We start from the raw sequence: 19,432 nt of genomic DNA on the forward strand, positions 1-19,432 counted from the left end.
ACTTGGTGCCCAGTATTAATGGCGCAGATTATTTTGGACGTTGGCTCTAAACCTAACACAGTTAATTTGATGTTGATATTTTTAGTTAGTTAACTTATAGTTACTTCAGACCAATTAGGGTCACGCGTCGTCTGGTACGGCGGGACATAAGCCACTTAGAGTGGCTTTTTGTCTTTTTATGGCCTCGGAAAGCAATAGTATTTAACTCCCATCGTGCTTACATTTTCAACATGAGCATCAACGATGAGCTTATTGTCCATTAGAAGGTTATATGGTGGATATTCTGAGTCATATCCCCCCTTTATTACAGGGTATAAGACAATATCTGCAAGTTGCATCAACCTACTCTCTTTTGTTTGAAAGATGACTTTTTTCGTTACGAAGCTAGCTAATTCATCTCCCTCCACTGGAGAATATATAGCGCTTCTCGAAGCATCAAACTCCATACCTTGAGTTCGTAGTACATCGTGATAGTCTTGGATCTTCTTGTCTTCTTTACGTCCGGTTTTTTCAACATGGACAATTAACTTGGTTCCTCCTATTGAGCGTACAAATTTCACTGCTCTCTCTATTAATATTTGATAGGCGCTTCTACAAAGCTGCCACTTATCTTCGTATACATCTGAGTAACGCTCATGGTAACCAGGTCGGTCAACTACGCAGGCATGTGCAAAAATGGGAAGACCGGTAATCATATTCTCCAAGGCGCTGTAAAATTCTTTAGCTTTTTCATCACACTTTAACCATTCGAAGTGGTTTTTTTACATCGGATTTTTGTAGAGTGTAAATGGTGTTTAAAAGTACCATTGGGGCATTCTAAATTCTGACTAATCATGAATTTCTTGTGTAGTTCCTTCACATGTTCAATATCGTCTTCGGCAATGAGAAAACCGCCTAATGCAAACGCATCCAAACCATCTCTTCTTGTTACTTGACTCTTATCTGGGCATGAGGAACCACTATCATCAACAAATAGGAAAAAAGTCTTTTGGGTTGTTTGCATTATAAGTCCCTTTAAACGAGTTCTTTACTTATGATACTACTGGCTTATATTCACGTAAACAGGCTTGTGTGTATTTTGATGCTTTACCTTGGATAACATGTTAGTTATACACAGTTAAATGTAAAAAATGTTCTTTTTATTGTATTTTGTTGAATTAATTGTGGATAACTTAACAAAGGGATAATGCGCAGACAGGATATGCACCTTCTGACAATAAAATCTATAAAAAGCTAAGAAGGCTAACGTCAGCAGTCATACGTTGAGTAGCAAATGTAAGTTGTCGTAAATGAGTTCGTGGCTTACAGAGTCATATCATTTTGGTTTGCAGTTGTGTTCTTTTTAACTTTGATACTATTGTCATCAAGAACAGAGATAACACTGCTAATTAGTTGCTGCAATGGCTCTGGTAGCGCCTTGTTAAGCTTATCAACCACTTTCCCTATAAATGACTTTAAGCTATCTCTTTTTGCGCTATTCTGCGTTTTCTCATAAGAAGCGAGAAAAGCTTCTCTCAGCAATTGTTGTACTAAATCACGATCCCTCTGATTAACTTCATTTTGAAGACTCCGAGTCCGCTCTAGTTGCGCTTGTTCATCCTGGCGCTGCTTACGAACTGTTTTTAAAAGGAGCGTTTCTTGTTCGCCATCTTCAATCGTCTTTTGCACATCTTGTTTAATTGATGTCAATCTCTCTTCTTCAATTTCTATTTGCAAAAGTACGGATTTAACAGCTTTCTCACCGAGGTTTATCCCTTCCCTGAGTTCATTGATATGCGCAATCTTATTCTGCTTCTCCTGCTCCAGTTCATCGAGTGAGACCTGCTCCATAACAATGTTACTTTGATTCGCTGAAACCAATTCAACTTGACTCACCAGATCTTCTAGCTGCTTCGTATAGAAATTGAATGAACGCTTGTTTTTCGGCAGTTTCGACTCTCTGATCATATGCTGATAGCGTTCTTGTGCTTTCTCTGTATCGTCTGTGAACTCAGCCTGTAATCCTTTTGGGTTGAGCAGGTGATCATTAACATAGTCTTGGAACATTTGTTGAAAATAGCTACCCATTGCACCAGTTTCATTGTACTTAAGGTCACCATCTTCAGATAAAGTTTCAACCTCTGGATGGTTGTTTCTTAGATATTCATTGATTGCTCTAATCTGAGATTTGCGTAAGTCGTAGCAGCCTGTTTTTTCATTTCGTCCAGACAAATAGTAGTGGACATGCGCACCAACATTTTCATTTACCGCTCGCTCGTCATCATGCCCACAAATAGCTTTGATCGGATAATCAGGAAAATGGGAAGTTAAAAACTTCTTCATAAATAAGATGTACGATTCAAGTGAGATAACATCTGTTCCAACTTCCCATTGCCGAGGAATCTTAAATATCCCTTCTTGCACGAATGTTGCTGTCTTAGGGGCTGCATCATTCAATAGATTTAACGCTTCAATGTACGTCTTTATTTGCTTCACTCTTTGCTGCTTACGTGGCATCGAACATTCTTCAAACTCTCGGACTATCCACTCCTGGTCAAAGTCTGATATGTAATTGCGTTTATCAGTAAGTAACACTTCAATTAAAGCTGCCGCATCTCCATAACCTTCATTAGTTAATGTCGCTGTCGATTTTTTCAACGCACACCGAGCTTTGTACATTTTCTTTTTCCACTTTTGCTCATTGTGAATACGTACGCTTGGTATGATATCTAGCAGTAGATCCATTTTTCTATCATCATCTAAATCATGAAGGGGAATGATCTGGTCATTGTGGTAAATGAGGTTTTTATCTGTAAGTTGAGGGTTCCATTCCAATATTGCTTTGTCCCGCATAGAATCAGGATTAATTCTCAGTGAATGAAATACAGACTTTCGACACTTCACACGATCGTTACTTGAACTTATATAGTTAAGATGACGATAAAGTTGGCGTATAGTTTTTAATTCAGTAGACATAGCAACCTCCAGAACGGTGGTTGCTAGAGAGTTGAGAGATACGTCTCTCACCAGCAGAACCTATCCCATCTTTTTGCTTGCAAAAAGTGGGATAGGTTCGTAGCTGGTTACTAAGGTGTTCGACTTTCGTCAAACCACTTATTCCGTGCTCAATATACACTAGTGAATTAATTAAGGAATAATCAGAGTGCAACGCACTCTGATTAACTCTACAGAGTTTTAGTAGTTTCATGTTTACCGCCTATTTATATAGATCTTATTTTATTTAATTGGTATCAGTACCATCGATTTTTTCAACGATACCTTTCGCTAATTTTTCTGCATCAGAGCAAGGTTGTTTATTAAATGATGAGTAAAGATGATTTATGGAATTTATGATAACTTTTAATTCTTCCACATATTTCTCTAAGTCGGAAACTTTTCTAGTGAGCATTTCTTTTTCAAACTTTAGTGTATCTACACGATGATTATCAGTTACTGACTTTTCTAACCTTATTTCTAGTTCCTCTATACGTTCTGATAAGATTCTATTTTCTGTACTTAACTTAATAGCCTCTTTTTCATACTCGAATAATCGTTGAATTTCATCATGTTTCTCAGAAACTTCCGTATCCTTTGTTGATAATAGTGCCTCTAGTTCATTAATCACTTCGAGTAACTGTTTCGTTTCTTGCAGTGCCTTCTCAGCATTTCCTTCAGCAATTTTACTGCGACTTTGAGCCAAAGCTTGAATCTCACCGTCAGTTTGCTTCCATAGATAATCCAACGCTTTTTGAGTACTTTCGAAGCATTGCTGCTCAAGGGTTGAGAACCATGTGGGTTTTGGTCGTTCAATAACTACGGGGGCTGATTCTTCTGAGAGGACATTAAATGCTGTTCGCGCTCGGGCAAACTCACCACCAACTCTGCTTTGCAATTGTTTTGCGCAAGACGGTATAGGATCGGATTCATAACCAGCCGCATAATCCTCAAATGATTTTGCTTTATTTGAATTACCAATACCATCTGAAGCTAATTGCGATAAATATTTCTTTTTTAAGTTATTTAAATCACGCATAACTTACGTCCTTACTTTCTGAGTTAGAAAGGAAGTAAGTTAGATAGTTAGAAACATAAATATCTGAAAATAGGGAAAAGGTACTTATTTTTGTTTTTAATGTGATGTCTACAATAATTGTTATTTTCATTTTGGTATTACCATTTATACAGTCAACGTTGCATTGACTTTTATTATTTGTATATATCTTACTCATCCTTATTTTGTTATGTCAACCGATTTTTAATAAAAAGTCCATTGGTTACAATGACTTAAATTATACATGCTATGAAATTTGAGTTAACTGGATACGATACTGTTCTGAAGGGCATTGTTACGAATTTTCTCGATTTCTTGGTTAAATTATACATGCCGATTAATTTGAGTTAACCATAAGCTATTGTATTTAAATAAAATATTGACAACATAAGTTTGAAGTGGTTATCATATGTACAAATAGAAGAGAATCGAAGAATTCTCTAAGGTACAAATCGTGAAAATCCTTAAAAACAAACAATATAGTGAAAACAAGGTCGGCTACTTCATAGATGCATATTTATCATCTGAAATAAAAAAACAAATGCCATCTACTTTCAAATCAAATAAATCAAGATGTAAATATCTTAAAGAACATTTCGGGAATATGGATATTTATAATGTAACTTATCTTGATGCATTGAATTGGATAAATATGATGCATGATAAATATAAAAATAAAACTATTAATGAATATCTATCTGTAATTAAATCGGTATTTAATATTGCTCTTAAAAATAAAGCCATTGGAAGTAATATATTTGAAAGCTTTAGTACATTAGATGTTTCTGACTCAGAAGTTGATCCGTTCACAAAAAAAGAACTTGCTAAAATCATCAATCATAAGACAGAGCGCGATAGTGAAAAAATAATGACTCTCGTAGATGCCACAACGGGTTTAAGATGTTGTGAATTGGTAGCTCTAACTTGGGATAATGTTGATTTTGACAAGAAGATCATTCGCGTAAGAATCGCTAATGTTGATACAGTTTTCAAAATACCGAAAACGAAAGGTTCCGTGAGAGATATTGAAATCAGTGACATCACCGTTTCACTACTGCGGAAACAATATGAAATAACTGGTAAACGTGATAGGGAGAGTATTGACGTCCTACAAGCTGACAAGAAAACATTTAAGAAAATGTCGGTACAGTTTGTATTCATCAATACATTAAAAAATGAACGATTTATCGACATTAAACAGTTCCAAAAATCGTTCTTTACAGATCTATTAAAGACATTAGGTATTAGGCATCGCGGACCAAGTCAACTGCGTCATACATACGCGAGTCAAGCATTAAGCGCGGGCATAAGCAAAGAATGGATAGCTAAGCAGATGGGGCATACAAGTACCCAGATGGTAACCAAACATTACGCCCGCTGGATCAAAGAAGATACTCCCGATTTTGCTCGTCGTAGTGATGCACACATGTCAGATTTATTTCCTGATGTGTATGTTGAGTCTGAAGGTTCAAATAGTGAACTGCCACAGGAACTTGTTCATCTAGTTCAGAAGCTATATACAAGACCTGAGTTGGTAACGGTGCTTAAAGCACTTCAATAACTCCTTCTTCTTTCTCGTACAATGCCCTGTTCTATGGGCATTTTTTATTAGTTATTTCCACTGCCACTACAAACAAACCTTTGCCCCATTCCATGCTGCAACTAGGAAGAAATCCTTCTCAGTTGCTTCAACTCATAAGTTTTTCTTAGTAGTTGTTTTCTCACTAACCGCGACAAACTTCTGCCCCAAACCGCGTTAGAGTAGTCCTTCATAACATTTTGATGAAGCACTCTTTGACTAAGTTGACCTAATGTTTCTAGTATGAAATACATGGTCTATCAAGTTGGTGACAATGCAGTGTTGGGAGCAAAAGGTGTTCTATGAAATCAGAATGGCTAAAATTTGAGTCTCGACTTGCTGGCTGGATGAAAAGTTTTGGCTCCGAGATTTTACAATTCACCAATGGTTATCAAGCTATTCCTGGTTTTCCGTCTGACGGGTTCCGAGCTGATGGCTTATTAACTGACGGTAAAGTTGTTGTGGCTTTAGAAGTTGAAGTCAAACAAACTCACCCCGATACGAATGTTGGTAAGTTTTGGCTACTAAATCAATACAAGTCATACGAAAAAGTGGTTCTATTCCATGTTTATACACCGGAATACAACTCATACCCTTGGCGCCTTGAACTCGGGAAGTTTTATGCATCAAAAATGTCTGAAGAACTACCTTTTGAATACCATCTTCTAGATTTGCGTCAGACCGAAAGTATAGACAGTGCATTTGACATGGTAACTTGCGCGATTGAAGGAAAAATACGCTCGGAGTTCAGTGGAAACACAGCTCAACTATGACTAACCTTTGCCCCAAAGTCAGCCAGCCTCAGATTTAGGACATACTTCTTTTGTCATTATTTGACCTATTTTTCTAATAACTGAATATGTGGTCAGTTGTGTATGGGATATTATACCGACACTGTCTTCATTTTGAATTTTGTATTTATTTTTAATCTAATAAAACAATGAGATAAGTGATTGTATTCGGCATTTTTCTCTACACTTATATGGAAGGTGTCTAGTTAAAAGATACTGTTAGTTGTACTGTTAGCTTTGGAGAAATAATGAACGGTATATTTTATAACAACACAATTACTACATTGCCGAGATGGGCCGAACCTTTACATTTATCTCAGCCAATTGGGTATGCTTATGAAACTGCGACCCACTTTGTGCATTTGTATGGTAAAGACCATGGCTTGAACGTAATTTCTGTTGGCTTAACAGTAATTGAGCAAAAAAACGGTACCTTAGTTGATTGGGTACAAAGAGTATTTGGTGCTCAAAATATTCAACCCTTATCTTTACCAATTGGTGATACTGTTGAAAGTCTTTGGCGTCCTTCGCTCTATTACTCTAACGACATTGAAGCAGCCTTAAATATTGATCCATATGAGCAGCGTTCAGCAGAGCAGGCGCTACGTGTCCTTATCGAAAAACTTGATGATATTCTCCTCTATGTAGAACCGAGTCCAAGTGGTTTGGCTTCCTATGGACATAAAAGTAGAGAGTTACTGATACTTGCTTGCACAGAGGTTGAAAATTTGTGGACTTCAATTTTCCAAAAAGCAGGAATTCCACCTTCAAATAACCGAATGTATACAACTCAAGACTATGTAAAACTGTTGCCTAAAGCAGGATTGAACGAATTTGAAATAACGTTTAAGAACTACAATGGGCTACGTGCTTTTCAACCTTATGCAAACTGGAATGCGCAGCAACCTACTCAATCTTTAAGCTGGTATCACGCATACAATAAAACTAAACATGACCGAAATGCATCATTTAACGAAGCAACGTTAGAAAATGTAATGGATGCAATTTCAGGGGTTATAGCTATGTTCTGTGCGAAGTTTGGTCCTTTTTCACTGTTACATGATAACAACGCTCTATCTTCTCTTATGAATCAGCATTTTCACATTAATCTTAAAGATAGTGACCACTCAACATATTATGTTCCTAAAATATCTCTACCAGCAAATACAAGGAATGACTTGTTCTTATACGACTGTTATCGAGAGGGACATAATGAACAGTGGAATGTCCAACCATTGGTGTTATAAGTACAACAAACAAGCATTTAAGAGTGATTCGCAACGCTTGGCAGTTTCGCTTCTCTCAAGTATAGCCAAACGTCGCTCACACCTTAATGCGGCGTTAGTCTACCTATTGGAGTTTAGAGAATAATGTTAGAAGTAATAACCCTATTGGGTAAAACGATAGCTGTTATTTCAGCTTGTTGGGCTATTGTCTCAGGAGTTGGAGCGTGGAAAAGAGAGTTTATTGGAAAGCGAAGAATCGAGCTTGCTGAAGAAACTTTGGCTGCATTTTTTGAAATTAAGGATGCAATTGCGTTTATTCGTAGTCCATTTGCATCTGTTGGTGAAGGTGAAAGTCGAGTAGTCGGTGATCGAGAAAAGCCTGAAGAAACAGAACTGCTTAATCGAGGGCATATTGTTTTTGAGCGCTATGAAAAGAAACGAGAAGTCTTCATTAAATTTGAAACTCTAAAGTATAAGTTCATGGCAACTTACGGTGAAGATAGTGAAGCGATTTTTAAAGATACGAATAAAACTGTAAACAGTATCTTTAGTTCGGCTCGCCTTTTAGCCACTCAGTATTGGCAGCGCCAAGGCAGGGTTCAAATGTCAGATGATGAATTCAAGAAACATTTAGAAGGCATGCAAAAGCACGAGGATGTCTTCTGGGACACTTGGGAAGACGATGATGTAATTAGAAAGCAGTTACAATCAATACAGAATCGGCTTGATGCTGTTGTTGCATCGACATTTGAAGAGCCAATGCCGACTTATAAACTTCTAACTAAGAAGCTTTGGTAACGTTAGGCATATACTGCATATACGAGGAAACAATGATGGAAGCCGTTACTTGGGGTTTTATTGGAACTATTATTGGTGCTTTAGCAAGTATTGCAACAACAGCGATAACTAGTTGGAGCTCTCATGTTTTAAGCAACAAAGCTAAAGAACATGAAAGACAAGAATTTGCCAATAACTTTCAAAGAGAAACAATTCTTGAGCTTCAAGCTGAACTATTAGTGTACTTTCGGTCTTGCGGACAAATTTATAGAAGTGACAAAATAAACTTTGAAAATACAGGGCAATGGGGTAGTCCAATATCAGAAGAACTAAACGTTCAAAATAGAGATCTAAACGCCAAAACAGCCATTCTAACTCAACGTGTCGCCAATGATGAACTTAGGGCTAGCGTACAAGTCCTGAAAGACAATTGCACCAAGTGCTTACTGGCAAAAGATGAATTGGAGGCGACAGCTTATTATTTAAGTGCTTCGGATGATTATACTAAGACCTGTGAATTAATGGGTAGAGTATTGCGGTCTACGTATTGGCAACCAAATTCCTAACAAACGACTAAGGTTTCAAGATACTTTTTATTATCTGAACGGATGCCACTAAGTCATTTTAGCTAAGAAGCTTTTGTCCAATTATGAGTTTCGCTCAGTGCATTGATGGAACTGGTGATTAACTCAAATTGTATGAATTTTGACATATATGCTTGACTTTTTACCAACTAAACCCTAATTTCTAGTGTAACAACTTCGTTCAACCGACTTTTGAGTCGTAGAAAAACTTGTTTAAATATCAACAAGTTAAAGTGATGGCGATAGCTTTCAAATCCCTATCTCTCCGCCACATTCTAGAAAAAAGCCTCTGATTTCAGAGGCTTTTTTATTTTCTAATCAATTAAATTCTTCTTTTGCCTGAGTCTCTCAAATTCACGACTCAACATGCCTATCGCAACCTTCCAAAACCATTGATTGTTATTGAGAGCTTCTTAGCACAAAAAAGAAGAGCCAACATGTGGCTCTAATTAGCGAGAACTAAAGAGATGTTTTTCTTAGCGGCTTCGTATTGAATTAGATAATTCGCTTCAACTAGCTCTTCTTCGGTAGACAATTTAACGATAACTTCATGACACTCTTTTATCTTGTCAAAAATCTTATAGTTGCCGTCATATTCGATAGGACATTGCGCGATGAACTTAACAATGGCCATACACAGCTTTCTAGAGTTAGGTGACAGCTCGTGCAAACGAAAATAAAGGTCAATATACTGCGTCATTGCCTCTGAATCCCCTGGCGTTATTACAGCGTCAGAAATTTGCTTGCGAAGCGCCTCTATCTCTTCAATCACATCCTGCAATCTCGATTCAAAGCTCAACAGCATATGAGTTTGGCTTCGTAAAATACTTGGATGCTGGTTTTCGTCCATGGCAATGCGGCACTGGGGCAATATCTGCTTAACTTCATTAAAGTACGAACACTGCTCCAGCAAATACCCAAGATGGTAAATGTCATAGAAATGCATACTTTTGATGTGTTGGATCACGGGCTTAAGTTCACTGATCGCTAATTTTAGATCCCCTCGAATCAGAGCGATGTGTGAAATAATCAAACGATGTACATGTTCAAGGCTAGGTCGTTTTCTCACTTCATCAATCAGTGGATTAAGTGAATGTAACTGGCGTTCAAAAAGACTCAGATTCTTTATGCCTTTCGCTTTATACAAATAGCTACGTACTAAGTTGAGCTGAGTAAAAACGCTACCTCTGAAGGTATTTTTATTCTTCTCGTAGTAGCGCGTCATGTAAGTGACCGCATCATCGTAGTTCTCGTTAGCCAATGATAGGTTTGCGATCACTAACTCACGCTCAGCACCGGAATCTAACAACATAGCAGATTGCTTAAGATGCATGATGGCTTGCGGAAGATCGCTATTCAGTACAGCAATACTCGACATTTCATCGTGATAATAAGGATTATCATCCTTGCTTTTTACTGTTTCTAGAATCTCTCTCGCTCGGTTTACATCATCAGTTTCAATGAAGGTGTTGGCTAATGCTGTCTTGATCCAGTCGAAGTTGTCTTCATTGAGCATTTGTTCATATTCGGTTCGTGCACTGTGATACTCCTTACAACGAACCAAAGCATTAGCCTTGAATTTGCGGATTAATTTGGAGTACTCAGGACGAGTTTCCAAGCACTCTTTACAAGCTTCTATTACAGCGTAGTAATCGTGCTTAATAAGCTGCTCATAAATAGGCAGCAATGCCCGTTTGCGTTTAATTGCATTGGTTAAACGGTCAATGAAGAACTGATTCTTGAACGGCTTCAATAGATAGTCATCCGGCTCAGCATCAATAATCGAGCGCACAACGCGTAAGTCGTTTTCCCCGGTAAGGAACATGAAAGCCGTATGTGAAGGGAGTAGTTTTAAGTGATTAAGCTCTTCTAGCAGCTGAAAACCATTGATAAAACTCTGAAAATTGTAATCACAGATAATCAGGTCAAACTGGTTCTGCCTGCACTTCGCGATCACATCCAATGGTTTATAGGCACAGTGAATTTGCTCGCAGCCAAGCTTTTTGAGCAACGATGTAATAGTGCTTGTCACCAACCTTGAATCATCAGCAACCAATATGGTGTAATTTTTGAAGCTTAAAGACATTTGAACCCCTCCGACACTACATAGTATCAGACAGAGTCTGTGCGTAAGATAAGGTCTTGCAAAACAGGAAAATACCTACAACCTTAGAATTATTTCCTCTTTCATAACTTCCCAAAGACTGACTAAAAAACAGTCAGCCCATTTCTATAGCGTCTCTCATCGCCACAAAGTGCAGAAATTAGATATTTTCTGGTCGATAGGTGGAAACAAACACTACTTCCAATTAACGCGCCGAACTACCTGCGTGCGTTAATCATATTTTCCCTATATTTCACTTGTTTCTCGTCGGTTTTTATTGGCTGTCAATGTAACAATTATGTTAGTGTCGCTATCCGTATTTCGACACTTAAGACCTCTCTATCCATTGAATATGGATTGGTGCTCAAGTCGAAAAGTTGGTTTCAACCATCGCTCAGATCGTTATCAAGTAACAAATATATTAAGGAGAATTTCTGTGCTTAACCATGTAACCGCTTATGCTGGAGATCCTATTCTGTCCCTTATGGAACAGTTTATGGCTGATGACAGATCTGAAAAAGTGAACCTAAGTATTGGTCTTTACTATGATGAAAACGGCAAAATCCCGACACTAGATTCTGTCGCTCAATCTCAAGCACAGCTAGCTCAAGCTGAAAGCCAACCTTGTATTTACCTTCCAATGGATGGCCTAGTGCAATACCGTTCAGCGGTACAACAATTAGTGTTTGGTGAAGACCACCCTGCCCTTGAAGCTAATCGTGTTGCGACAATTCAATCTTTAGGCGGCTCAGGGGCATTAATGATTGGGGCTGATTTCCTACATCATTATTTCCCAGACTCAAAAGTTTGGGTTAGCAATCCAACTTGGGAAAACCACCACGCAATTTTTGCCGGTGCTGGCTTCGAAGTGAATACTTACCCTTACTTCAACCCTGAGACCAAAATGCTTGATTTCGATGGCATGCTTTCTACTATCGACTCTCTGCCGGAACAAAGCATTGTCCTGCTACACCCTTGTTGCCATAACCCAACTGGTGTGGATCTAACGAATGCGCAGTGGGACCAAGTGATTGAGGTTGTTAAGAAAAATAAACTGATTCCTTTCTTCGATATGGCTTACCAAGGCTACGGCGAAGGTATCGGTGAAGATGCTTACGTTATCCGTAAAATTGCATTGGAAACAGACGTCGTCAGTTTTGTTAGTAACTCCTTCTCTAAAACCTTCTCACTCTACGGTGAGCGTGTAGGCGGCCTTTCAGTGGTTTGTGGCAATGACGAGGAAGCCTCTCGCGTTTTAGGTCAGCTTAAAGCAACAGTGCGTCGCAACTACTCTAGCCCAGCTAAACATGGTGCTGTAGTGGTATCGAATGTATTGAATACCGAAGCACTTAAAAACATGTGGTTTGGCGAAGTGGAAGGTATGCGCACTCGTATTGAAACAATGCGTAAAACGCTACACGACCAACTAGCAGTGCTACGTCCAGAATCAGACTTCAGCTTCCTGATTAAACAGAAAGGCATGTTCAGCTACACTGGTTTTAGCCAGCAACAGGTAGAAACCCTACGCAACGAGCATGCGATTTACCTAATCAACAGCGGTCGTATGTGTCTTGCTGGACTGAACGAGCATAACGTTGAACGAGTTGCTAAGGCGTTTGCTGCTTTATAAAAACTGAGTGTTAATGATTTAGGAAAGCCACTGTCATACGGTGGCTTTTTTCTTTCTGGAAGCTATCGAGCGATTGTCAATGCAGCCTCAAACAACTGCATATGAATCGGCACTAAGGTTTGATGATCATTTCGGTAGCCACCACCAACAACACAGGCTATTGGTATTTGTTTGTTTTGAGTCATCTGCATCATGAAGCAGTCTCGATGGTAAATAGCTTCTGTTGAAACGTTGAAATAGCCCAGTTCGTCATCACGATGAATATCAATTCCAGCATCATAGATAATCAGATCTGGCTGATAGAGATTCACCGCCATTTCGACCACCGACTTAAAATGACTAAGAAACTCTTCATCACCAGTTTCTCTGGGAAGTGCGACATCTAAGTTCGATTCTGGCTTACGAGCAGGGAAATTTTTGTCGCAATGGAATGAGAGCGTAATAATGTCATCTCGTTCTGCACAGAGTGTTGCGGTTCCATCACCATGGTGCACATCGCTATCGACGATCAGAACTTTATCAATGTCAAATTGCTCAATCGCGTGTTGAGCAGCAAGCACCAAATCATTAAACAGGCAGAAACCACTGCCAAACTCTTTGTGTGCATGGTGATAGCCGCCGCTTAAGTGCAAAGCTCGGCCATATTTCAAAGCCAGTTCAGCCGTCAAACAGGTTCCACCCGCAGAGGTCAGTGTCCTTTCAATAAGCGCCTCACTCCACGGAAATCCAATACGGCGCATTTTGGCGGCTGGAAGAGAGCCAGAGCAAAGATCGTCAACATACTGCGCATCATGAATTTGCTTTACTTCGCTTAACGTAATAGGTTTCGGCTCCATGAACTGAAATTTTGTTTGCCATTGTAGATTGTGACGTTGCTTCTCAACAACGGCTTCATATAACAAGCGGTATTTATTGATGGGATAACGATGCCCTTCAGGTAAAGGCAGTTGAGAATAAATAGAGTGATAAACCAGTGGGATCATGTCTGCTACTTGATTACTCCAGATACGCGCATGTTAACAAGCCAGTTTTAAGAATGAAATGAGACACGCATTAGGAAGTAGCATTCGGTTTTGTTCTGCCTTTCGCATAACTACGCTTTTTGCACTTAAAGGCAGGTCGTTCTACTGCCGGCAGAGACCTTAAGGATTCGGGTACAGATCCAGTTTTTACTTGTGCCATCAACTGATCAATCCGTTGTTGCAGTGCCTGCATAAACGGTTGATAGGCTTGTCCTCGTTCAGCCATCGCTTGTAGTTGGTGCTCCCAGTGAGCTGTCATATCAGGATAAGTAGACTCACTAGGCAATGCATGAATTAAGCCTCTTCCTGCGGGTGTACTACGAATGATTTTGCCATCTCGCTTTAATAACTGACGCTTAAAAAGCGTATCTAATATCCCAGCCCGTGTGGCTTCCGTCCCTAAACCATCGGTTTCTCGCAGTATCTTTTTCAGTTCTTTATCTTCAACAAAGCGGGCAATACCTGTCATTGCTTGTAACAAGGTGGCTTCAGTAAAGTATTTTGGTGGCTCTGTTTTTCTATCCTTAATTTCACCTTCTCTACAAATCAATTCAGTACCAACGGCTAACGGTGGCACGGTATCAACGCCATCGTCTTGTTCATCTGACTTACCCGTCAGTGCTTTCCAACCTGCAGACACCAGCTGACGACCAGACGCAATGAAAGTACCGCCTGCGATATCAAACACCAATTTTGCCTCAGCATAGACCGCATGCGGATAGAACTGCATCAGATATTGACGAGCAATCAGTTGGTACACTTTCATTTCATAGCTGGAGAGCGCATTCACTGAGGCTTGCTTCGGTGTCGGGATGATTGCGTGGTGAGCATCCACCTTGGCGTCATTCCACGCTTTGGATTTTAGAGATAAATTTGCGCCAGATACCGCCGAAACCAGATCCTTGGCATTGTTGGCGATAGCATCGACCACCGAAGAAGCCTGAAGCAAATGCTCTTTTGGAAGATAGCGACAATCCGAACGCGGGTAAGTAATCAGCTTATGTTTTTCATACAAACTCTGGCAGGTATCAAGAACCTGCTGTGCGCTCATGTTATAACGTTTGGCTGCATCTATTTGTAAAGCAGAAAGCGAGTAAGGTAATGGCGCAGATTGCTTAGTTTGATTTTGCTCAGACTCCACCACTTTGGCAGGCTGACCGGCAATACGTTGGGCAACGTTTTCCACCAGCTTACGATTAAGCACTCTGCCCTCTTCATCTTGCCAAGGCTTACACGCTTCACTCGGCTTCCAACGAGCTCGGATATCAAATGATCCGTTACTGTCTTGATAGGGAATTAAGGCGTGTAGGGTAAAATAGTCCCGTGGAATGAAGTTCTCAATCTCTTCGTCACGGCGAACCACCAGACCCAAAATCGGTGTTTGCACTCTCCCAACCGACAACACGCCCTGATAACCAGCTTTTTGTCCCAACAAAGTGTAGGCGCGAGACATGTTCATGCCATAAAGCCAGTCAGCACGTGAACGAGCTAATGCAGAAACAGAAAGTGGGATGAATTCACGGTTGCTGCGCATACTAGAAAGGGCACGCTTTACCGCTGGCAAGTTAAGGTCACTGATTAGAAGGCGCTGAATTGACGCTTTTTTATTACTGGCGACTTTGCAGTAATCAATCACTTCATCCACCAGCAACTGACCTTCTCTATCTGGGTCACCTGCGTGAATAATTTCGTTGTGTTCTTTGATTAGTTTTTTTACGACAGTCAGTTGCTTGCTAGCGGTTTTTCTCGGTCTTAATTGCCACTGCTCAGGTACAATCGGCAGGTCAGCTAGGTTCCATTTTTTATAACGTTCGTCATAAGCATCTGGCTCCACTTGCTCAAGCAAGTGTCCGATACACCATGTCACCACATCACCGTTTGCGCATCGAATAAAACCCTGATCTTTTTTATGTGGTTTAGGCAATGCATCCGCAATTGCTCGACCTAGACTCGGTTTCTCTGCGATGAATAATCGGCTCATAGTTTCGTTATAGGTAGCTGAAAAAATTAAGGCCACATTATCGAATGTGGCCTTAATAAATCAAGAAAAACTGTAAATTTAAACAGTATTACTCTTCGTTGCTTGCAGAACGTGCAGCTGCTTCTTTGATTAGAGGTTGAAGTTCACCCTTTTGGAACATTTCCAAAATAATGTCACAACCGCCGATCAATTCACCTTCAACCCACAATTGTGGGAATGTTGGCCATTGAGCATAAACAGGCAGTTCAGCACGAATGTCTGGGTTTTGTAGGATGTCTACATACGCAAATTTTTCACCACAAGCCATTAGCGCTTGTGCAGCTTGAGAAGAGAAACCACAGCTTGGCAGCTTAGGTGAGCCTTTCATGTAAAGAAGGATCGCGTTTTCTTCAATTTGCTGTTTGATCTTGTCGATGGTTTCCATTGCTTCCTCTTAATGGGGTCGTCTTTGATGTCCCACATTCTAAATCATTAAATGAGAATAAAAAGCACATTATCAGTATGGACTTTAAACTTCATCCTCTCCAGATCATTCGAAATTATTAGAGGCTTAGCCTACTATTTTGGTGGACTAAGCTTAACCAACTCTAACGGATACCCATTTGCGTTTAAAACGCCTTAGTACTTGTTGTTCTGATATAAAACACTTTTATTATGAATTGGGGTTTTAATAAAGTAAAAAGTTGCTAAAATAGCTAGCAGTCAGTCGTACCGACGAAAACAAAAAACGACATTGGAAGCAATCGAGAGAGTTCTCTCTCTTCACCTATATGGAGAATCGAGCAATGGCATTTGAACTACCAGCTCTTCCTTACGCAAAAGACGCACTAGAACCACATATCTCTGCAGAAACTCTTGAGTACCACTACGGTAAGCACCACAACACTTACGTTGTTAAGCTTAACGGCCTAGTACCAGGAACTGAATTCGAAGGCAAAACTCTAGAAGAGATCATCAAAACTTCTACTGGCGGTGTTTTCAACAACGCAGCACAAGTTTGGAACCACACTTTCTACTGGCACTGTCTAGCGCCAAACGCAGGTGGCGAACCAACAGGTGCAGTAGCTGAAGCAATCAATGCAGCATTCGGTTCTTTCGAAGAATTCAAAGCAAAATTCACTGATTCAGCAATCAACAACTTCGGTTCTTCTTGGACTTGGTTAGTGAAAAAAGCTGACGGTTCTCTAGCTATCGTTAACACTTCTAACGCTGCTACTCCAATCACAGAAGAAGGTGTAACTCCACTTCTAACTGTTGACCTATGGGAACACGCGTACTACATCGATTACCGTAACCTACGTCCAGACTACATGAACGGTTTCTGGGCTCTAGTTAACTGGGAATTCGTAGCTGCTAACCTAGCTAAATAATTTCTAGTCGCTGCTCAAGCGATTAAAAAACAAACGATGCTAAGCCTGCAGATTTGCAGGCTTTTTTTATTTTTTAGTGAAGTTAATATCTAAAGATTTTGCGTCCGTTGCCGTTATAAGTGCATCAAGCGGAGAGCAAAATGCAAGTACATACTTTAGATAAAGCGGGAATCATCAATGAACTGAACATAGGTTCAGGGATTTGTCACGCCGTCCATCAAGGACGACGCGCCGACTTTTCTTTGCTTGTCGCCCTGTTTTCCAATGATGTTCGTGACAACACACCTGTTGAGCATATAGAGCAACCTCAGACCACTGACGAACTCTTGCGCGAACGTTTCGAGTTGGCCGCCCCACAACCGCTAAGGAACGATCAAAGTTCCTATGCAATTTCCGCCAAGCAAGCAGAACACTTCCATCATGGGGGGCTCGCGAGCGCCAAACTCTGTCATTACCTCACCCCTGAAGTACTGACTTATCTGCCCGAGGATACGCAAGATCTGCCGGAAGATGTTTATCTCAATCTTTCCGGACATGAAAGGCGTCATCTAGCAGTAAAATCACCGCCAAAGACATTGCCATTTGATTTGTACAATAAGCTGACAACCGCTTATCGCCATGATCAGTTGAGAGCACAGACCTAGATCGCTGTATGCGCTGATTTAGTGCGAACATTCTCAGCTCATTGCTTTAGAGTGTGAAACACTGCTCAAAATGATCACTGATAATAGAAACTAAACCTTTTCTTTGAGTTCATTCACACAAAGTGTCACATCCTTCACCCATTCTTACTGTTCAAAAGTTAATCGAAATAATTAAAAACCAAACAGAAGGTGCGCACTATGGAAATTAAAAGCGCCATTGTTTTAATAACTTCAGCAAGCTCACAGCTAGGTAGTACCCTCGCAACGCATTTTACTTGTTTAGGTGCGACTGTGATTTTATGTGATACCGATAAACAAGGCTTATATGAAACCTTTGGTCGCTGTAAAGAACTCTCAAGTCACGTTGATTGCTATCACCTTAGAGATTATTCGCAAGAGAGTCTCAATAGAATGCTCGACAGTATTGAATCGAGTTACCACTCGGTGCCCGACGTTCTGATCAATAACTGGCCTTCTTCGCCAATGCCTTCTCTCATCGATGAAAAGCCGACGGAACTGTTTATTCAAAGACTGGCGTTAATGGCTTCCTCACTTTTTTCTTTTGGTCAGGCTTGTACCGAACGAATGCGCCATCATCACATCAAAGGCGTTATTGTGAATGTCATTTCACTGAATGACAGCCACGATTTTTCCGGCATAGAAAATGCCAGTTGTATGGTGTCGGGATTTACACAAAGTTGGGCGAAGGAACTCGTTCCTTTCAACATTCGAGTGGGCGGGGTTGTTCCTATGCCTTCAGCCAGTAAACACAAAAGTCACTGGGCAGAAGTTCAGGATGAGCTCATTCGCAACACGGAATATATTGTTGCGAATGAGTATTTCAGCGGGCGAGTCATGTCAGCCTAGTTAACTCTAATGTCAGTTGACTAACAGGGATACGCAGACGATTAAAAGCCTTCTTCCATATAGGAATCAAAGTAATCTTCTTCACTATTATCGACTTCCGTAGGTGTTTCTACCTCAGCTGTGAAGTCTCTGCGTTGCAGATAAGCCGCGCGAGTGAAAGAGTAAGAATCCGGAGAATTTTCTAATAGCGCTTCTTGGCTGACCAAGGCGGCACGGGTTTCCATACCTTCAAGAGCCCATTTACCTACCGATGCCCAAATATTTAAGTAAGACAACGGAGCATAGAGACCATCAACCACATCACCGGCTTCACGAACCACAACAGGTCCGTAGCCCGGTACCATAACATAAGGACCTTTACCTACACCGTTATGGCCCATCGCATCACTAAAAGCCTTTTCGCCATGCTTTGTAATCCCAGCTTCGGAAGCGATATCGATCAGACCAAGCAAACCAAAAGTTGAGTTAATCCAGAAGCGATTGAAGTGATCGAGTGCTTTCTTACCATTTCCCATCAATAAGTTATTGATCATGCTCGAAGGTTCATCGAGATTGGAAAGAAAGTTAGCAATACCATGACGAACAGGGTCTGGCGTGTATTCCACATAAGCAAGAGAAACAGGGCGCACAAAATAAGGGTCTAGATAATCATAGTTAAATGCCCACATTGTGCGGTTAAATCCTTCAAAAGGATCATTAACCTGCGGGTCTGACGTGCTTTGATCATCAGGAACAGAACTACACCCAGTGATGACAACCATCAAGCTCAGTAAGACAATCCTTGTTAATCGGCTGATCATTATTATTATTTCCTTAACCAATCGACA

Annotated in this window: 18 protein-coding genes; 9 read left to right on the top strand and 9 right to left on the bottom strand. The window is 40.3% G+C overall.

Features of this window, described 5'->3' with window-relative positions; genetic code table 11:
- Positions 1-176: 176 nt before the first annotated feature.
- The 4 genes from HKI82_RS09015 to HKI82_RS09030 form a co-directional block, all read right to left on the bottom strand.
- Positions 177-695, bottom strand: a complete 519-nt coding sequence (locus HKI82_RS09015; protein ID WP_171137809.1) for a DUF3800 domain-containing protein — start codon at positions 693-695, stop codon at positions 177-179.
- 44 nt (positions 696-739) lie between these two features.
- Positions 740-1,003 carry a hypothetical protein gene (locus tag HKI82_RS09020; protein ID WP_171137810.1) on the bottom strand — a complete coding sequence of 88 codons (264 nt, stop codon included), beginning with the start codon at positions 1,001-1,003 and terminating at the stop codon, positions 740-742.
- A 299-nt stretch (positions 1,004-1,302) separates the two neighbouring features.
- Positions 1,303-2,955, bottom strand: coding sequence for a hypothetical protein (locus tag HKI82_RS09025; RefSeq protein ID WP_171137811.1), 1,653 nt, complete (start codon positions 2,953-2,955; stop codon positions 1,303-1,305).
- Positions 2,956-3,220: 265 nt separating this feature from the next.
- A complete protein-coding gene (locus HKI82_RS09030; protein WP_171137812.1) occupies positions 3,221-4,012 on the bottom strand; it encodes an OmpH/Skp family outer membrane protein in 792 nt (263 codons plus the stop codon).
- Between the two features lie 472 nt (positions 4,013-4,484).
- Between HKI82_RS09030 and HKI82_RS09035 the strand changes: the two genes are divergently transcribed.
- From HKI82_RS09035 to HKI82_RS09055, 5 genes are all read left to right on the top strand, one after another.
- Positions 4,485-5,591 (top strand): tyrosine-type recombinase/integrase, encoded by a 1,107-nt coding sequence (locus HKI82_RS09035; RefSeq protein WP_171137813.1) that lies wholly within the window; start codon positions 4,485-4,487, stop codon positions 5,589-5,591.
- A gap of 320 nt (positions 5,592-5,911) precedes the next feature.
- Positions 5,912-6,382 (top strand): hypothetical protein, encoded by a 471-nt coding sequence (locus tag HKI82_RS09040; RefSeq protein WP_171137814.1) that lies wholly within the window; start codon positions 5,912-5,914, stop codon positions 6,380-6,382.
- Positions 6,383-6,648: 266 nt separating this feature from the next.
- Positions 6,649-7,647, top strand: coding sequence for a hypothetical protein (locus HKI82_RS09045; protein WP_171137815.1), 999 nt, complete (start codon positions 6,649-6,651; stop codon positions 7,645-7,647).
- 123 nt (positions 7,648-7,770) lie between these two features.
- Positions 7,771-8,424: a hypothetical protein gene (locus HKI82_RS09050; protein ID WP_171137816.1), complete on the top strand. Its 654-nt coding sequence runs from the start codon at positions 7,771-7,773 to the stop codon at positions 8,422-8,424.
- Positions 8,425-8,456: 32 nt separating this feature from the next.
- Positions 8,457-8,969 (top strand): hypothetical protein, encoded by a 513-nt coding sequence (locus tag HKI82_RS09055; RefSeq protein ID WP_171137817.1) that lies wholly within the window; start codon positions 8,457-8,459, stop codon positions 8,967-8,969.
- A gap of 463 nt (positions 8,970-9,432) precedes the next feature.
- On the opposite strand, the gene HKI82_RS09060 is transcribed toward HKI82_RS09055, so the two are convergent.
- Positions 9,433-11,073 carry a response regulator gene (locus HKI82_RS09060; protein WP_171137818.1) on the bottom strand — a complete coding sequence of 547 codons (1,641 nt, stop codon included), beginning with the start codon at positions 11,071-11,073 and terminating at the stop codon, positions 9,433-9,435.
- 454 nt (positions 11,074-11,527) lie between these two features.
- Between HKI82_RS09060 and HKI82_RS09065 the strand changes: the two genes are divergently transcribed.
- Entirely contained in the window at positions 11,528-12,721 is a 1,194-nt protein-coding gene (locus tag HKI82_RS09065) for an amino acid aminotransferase (protein WP_171137819.1), read from the top strand.
- A gap of 62 nt (positions 12,722-12,783) precedes the next feature.
- Here the strand turns inward: HKI82_RS09065 and HKI82_RS09070 are convergent, their stop codons facing one another.
- From HKI82_RS09070 to HKI82_RS09080, 3 genes are all read right to left on the bottom strand, one after another.
- Positions 12,784-13,704: a histone deacetylase family protein gene (locus HKI82_RS09070; RefSeq protein ID WP_171137820.1), complete on the bottom strand. Its 921-nt coding sequence runs from the start codon at positions 13,702-13,704 to the stop codon at positions 12,784-12,786.
- A gap of 70 nt (positions 13,705-13,774) precedes the next feature.
- Positions 13,775-15,724, bottom strand: coding sequence for a DNA topoisomerase III (locus HKI82_RS09075; RefSeq protein ID WP_171137821.1), 1,950 nt, complete (start codon positions 15,722-15,724; stop codon positions 13,775-13,777).
- Between the two features lie 88 nt (positions 15,725-15,812).
- Complete coding sequence (locus tag HKI82_RS09080) at positions 15,813-16,148, bottom strand: Grx4 family monothiol glutaredoxin (RefSeq protein WP_102940789.1); 336 nt, start codon at positions 16,146-16,148, stop codon at positions 15,813-15,815.
- A 361-nt stretch (positions 16,149-16,509) separates the two neighbouring features.
- Here HKI82_RS09080 and sodB point away from each other — a divergent pair, with 361 nt between their 5' ends.
- From sodB to HKI82_RS09095, 3 genes are all read left to right on the top strand, one after another.
- Complete coding sequence (sodB, locus tag HKI82_RS09085) at positions 16,510-17,094, top strand: superoxide dismutase [Fe] (RefSeq protein WP_042483784.1); 585 nt, start codon at positions 16,510-16,512, stop codon at positions 17,092-17,094.
- 140 nt (positions 17,095-17,234) lie between these two features.
- Positions 17,235-17,738: a VC2046/SO_2500 family protein gene (locus HKI82_RS09090; RefSeq protein ID WP_102940790.1), complete on the top strand. Its 504-nt coding sequence runs from the start codon at positions 17,235-17,237 to the stop codon at positions 17,736-17,738.
- Positions 17,739-17,936: 198 nt separating this feature from the next.
- Positions 17,937-18,605, top strand: a complete 669-nt coding sequence (locus HKI82_RS09095) for an SDR family oxidoreductase (protein ID WP_102940791.1) — start codon at positions 17,937-17,939, stop codon at positions 18,603-18,605.
- 41 nt (positions 18,606-18,646) lie between these two features.
- Here the strand turns inward: HKI82_RS09095 and HKI82_RS09100 are convergent, their stop codons facing one another.
- The gene (locus HKI82_RS09100; protein ID WP_171137822.1) at positions 18,647-19,405 is read right to left on the bottom strand and encodes an MlaA family lipoprotein; all 759 of its coding nucleotides are present in this window, start codon (positions 19,403-19,405) and stop codon (positions 18,647-18,649) included.
- Positions 19,406-19,432: the final 27 nt, after the last annotated feature.

This window comes from Vibrio plantisponsor, assembly GCF_013041605.1.
Taxonomy (GTDB): Bacteria; Pseudomonadota; Gammaproteobacteria; order Enterobacterales; family Vibrionaceae; genus Vibrio; species Vibrio plantisponsor.

What these genes read in the sequence shown, in the direction of transcription:
- HKI82_RS09050 (WP_171137816.1), top strand. Translation starts at nt 7,771, where the DNA reads ATGTTAGAAGTAATAACCCTATTGGGTAAAACGATAGCTGTTATTTCA.
- HKI82_RS09030 (WP_171137812.1), bottom strand. Translation starts at nt 4,012, where the DNA reads ATGCGTGATTTAAATAACTTAAAAAAGAAATATTTATCGCAATTAGCT.
- HKI82_RS09060 (WP_171137818.1), bottom strand. Translation starts at nt 11,073, where the DNA reads ATGTCTTTAAGCTTCAAAAATTACACCATATTGGTTGCTGATGATTCA.
- HKI82_RS09075 (WP_171137821.1), bottom strand. Translation starts at nt 15,724, where the DNA reads ATGAGCCGATTATTCATCGCAGAGAAACCGAGTCTAGGTCGAGCAATT.
- HKI82_RS09020 (WP_171137810.1), bottom strand. Translation starts at nt 1,003, where the DNA reads ATGCAAACAACCCAAAAGACTTTTTTCCTATTTGTTGATGATAGTGGT.
- HKI82_RS09090 (WP_102940790.1), top strand. Translation starts at nt 17,235, where the DNA reads ATGCAAGTACATACTTTAGATAAAGCGGGAATCATCAATGAACTGAAC.
- HKI82_RS09025 (WP_171137811.1), bottom strand. Translation starts at nt 2,955, where the DNA reads ATGTCTACTGAATTAAAAACTATACGCCAACTTTATCGTCATCTTAAC.
- HKI82_RS09040 (WP_171137814.1), top strand. Translation starts at nt 5,912, where the DNA reads ATGAAATCAGAATGGCTAAAATTTGAGTCTCGACTTGCTGGCTGGATG.
- HKI82_RS09095 (WP_102940791.1), top strand. Translation starts at nt 17,937, where the DNA reads ATGGAAATTAAAAGCGCCATTGTTTTAATAACTTCAGCAAGCTCACAG.
- HKI82_RS09080 (WP_102940789.1), bottom strand. Translation starts at nt 16,148, where the DNA reads ATGGAAACCATCGACAAGATCAAACAGCAAATTGAAGAAAACGCGATC.
- HKI82_RS09100 (WP_171137822.1), bottom strand. Translation starts at nt 19,405, where the DNA reads ATGATCAGCCGATTAACAAGGATTGTCTTACTGAGCTTGATGGTTGTC.
- HKI82_RS09055 (WP_171137817.1), top strand. Translation starts at nt 8,457, where the DNA reads ATGATGGAAGCCGTTACTTGGGGTTTTATTGGAACTATTATTGGTGCT.
- HKI82_RS09070 (WP_171137820.1), bottom strand. Translation starts at nt 13,704, where the DNA reads ATGATCCCACTGGTTTATCACTCTATTTATTCTCAACTGCCTTTACCT.
- HKI82_RS09045 (WP_171137815.1), top strand. Translation starts at nt 6,649, where the DNA reads ATGAACGGTATATTTTATAACAACACAATTACTACATTGCCGAGATGG.
- HKI82_RS09015 (WP_171137809.1), bottom strand. Translation starts at nt 695, where the DNA reads ATGATTACCGGTCTTCCCATTTTTGCACATGCCTGCGTAGTTGACCGA.
- sodB (WP_042483784.1), top strand. Translation starts at nt 16,510, where the DNA reads ATGGCATTTGAACTACCAGCTCTTCCTTACGCAAAAGACGCACTAGAA.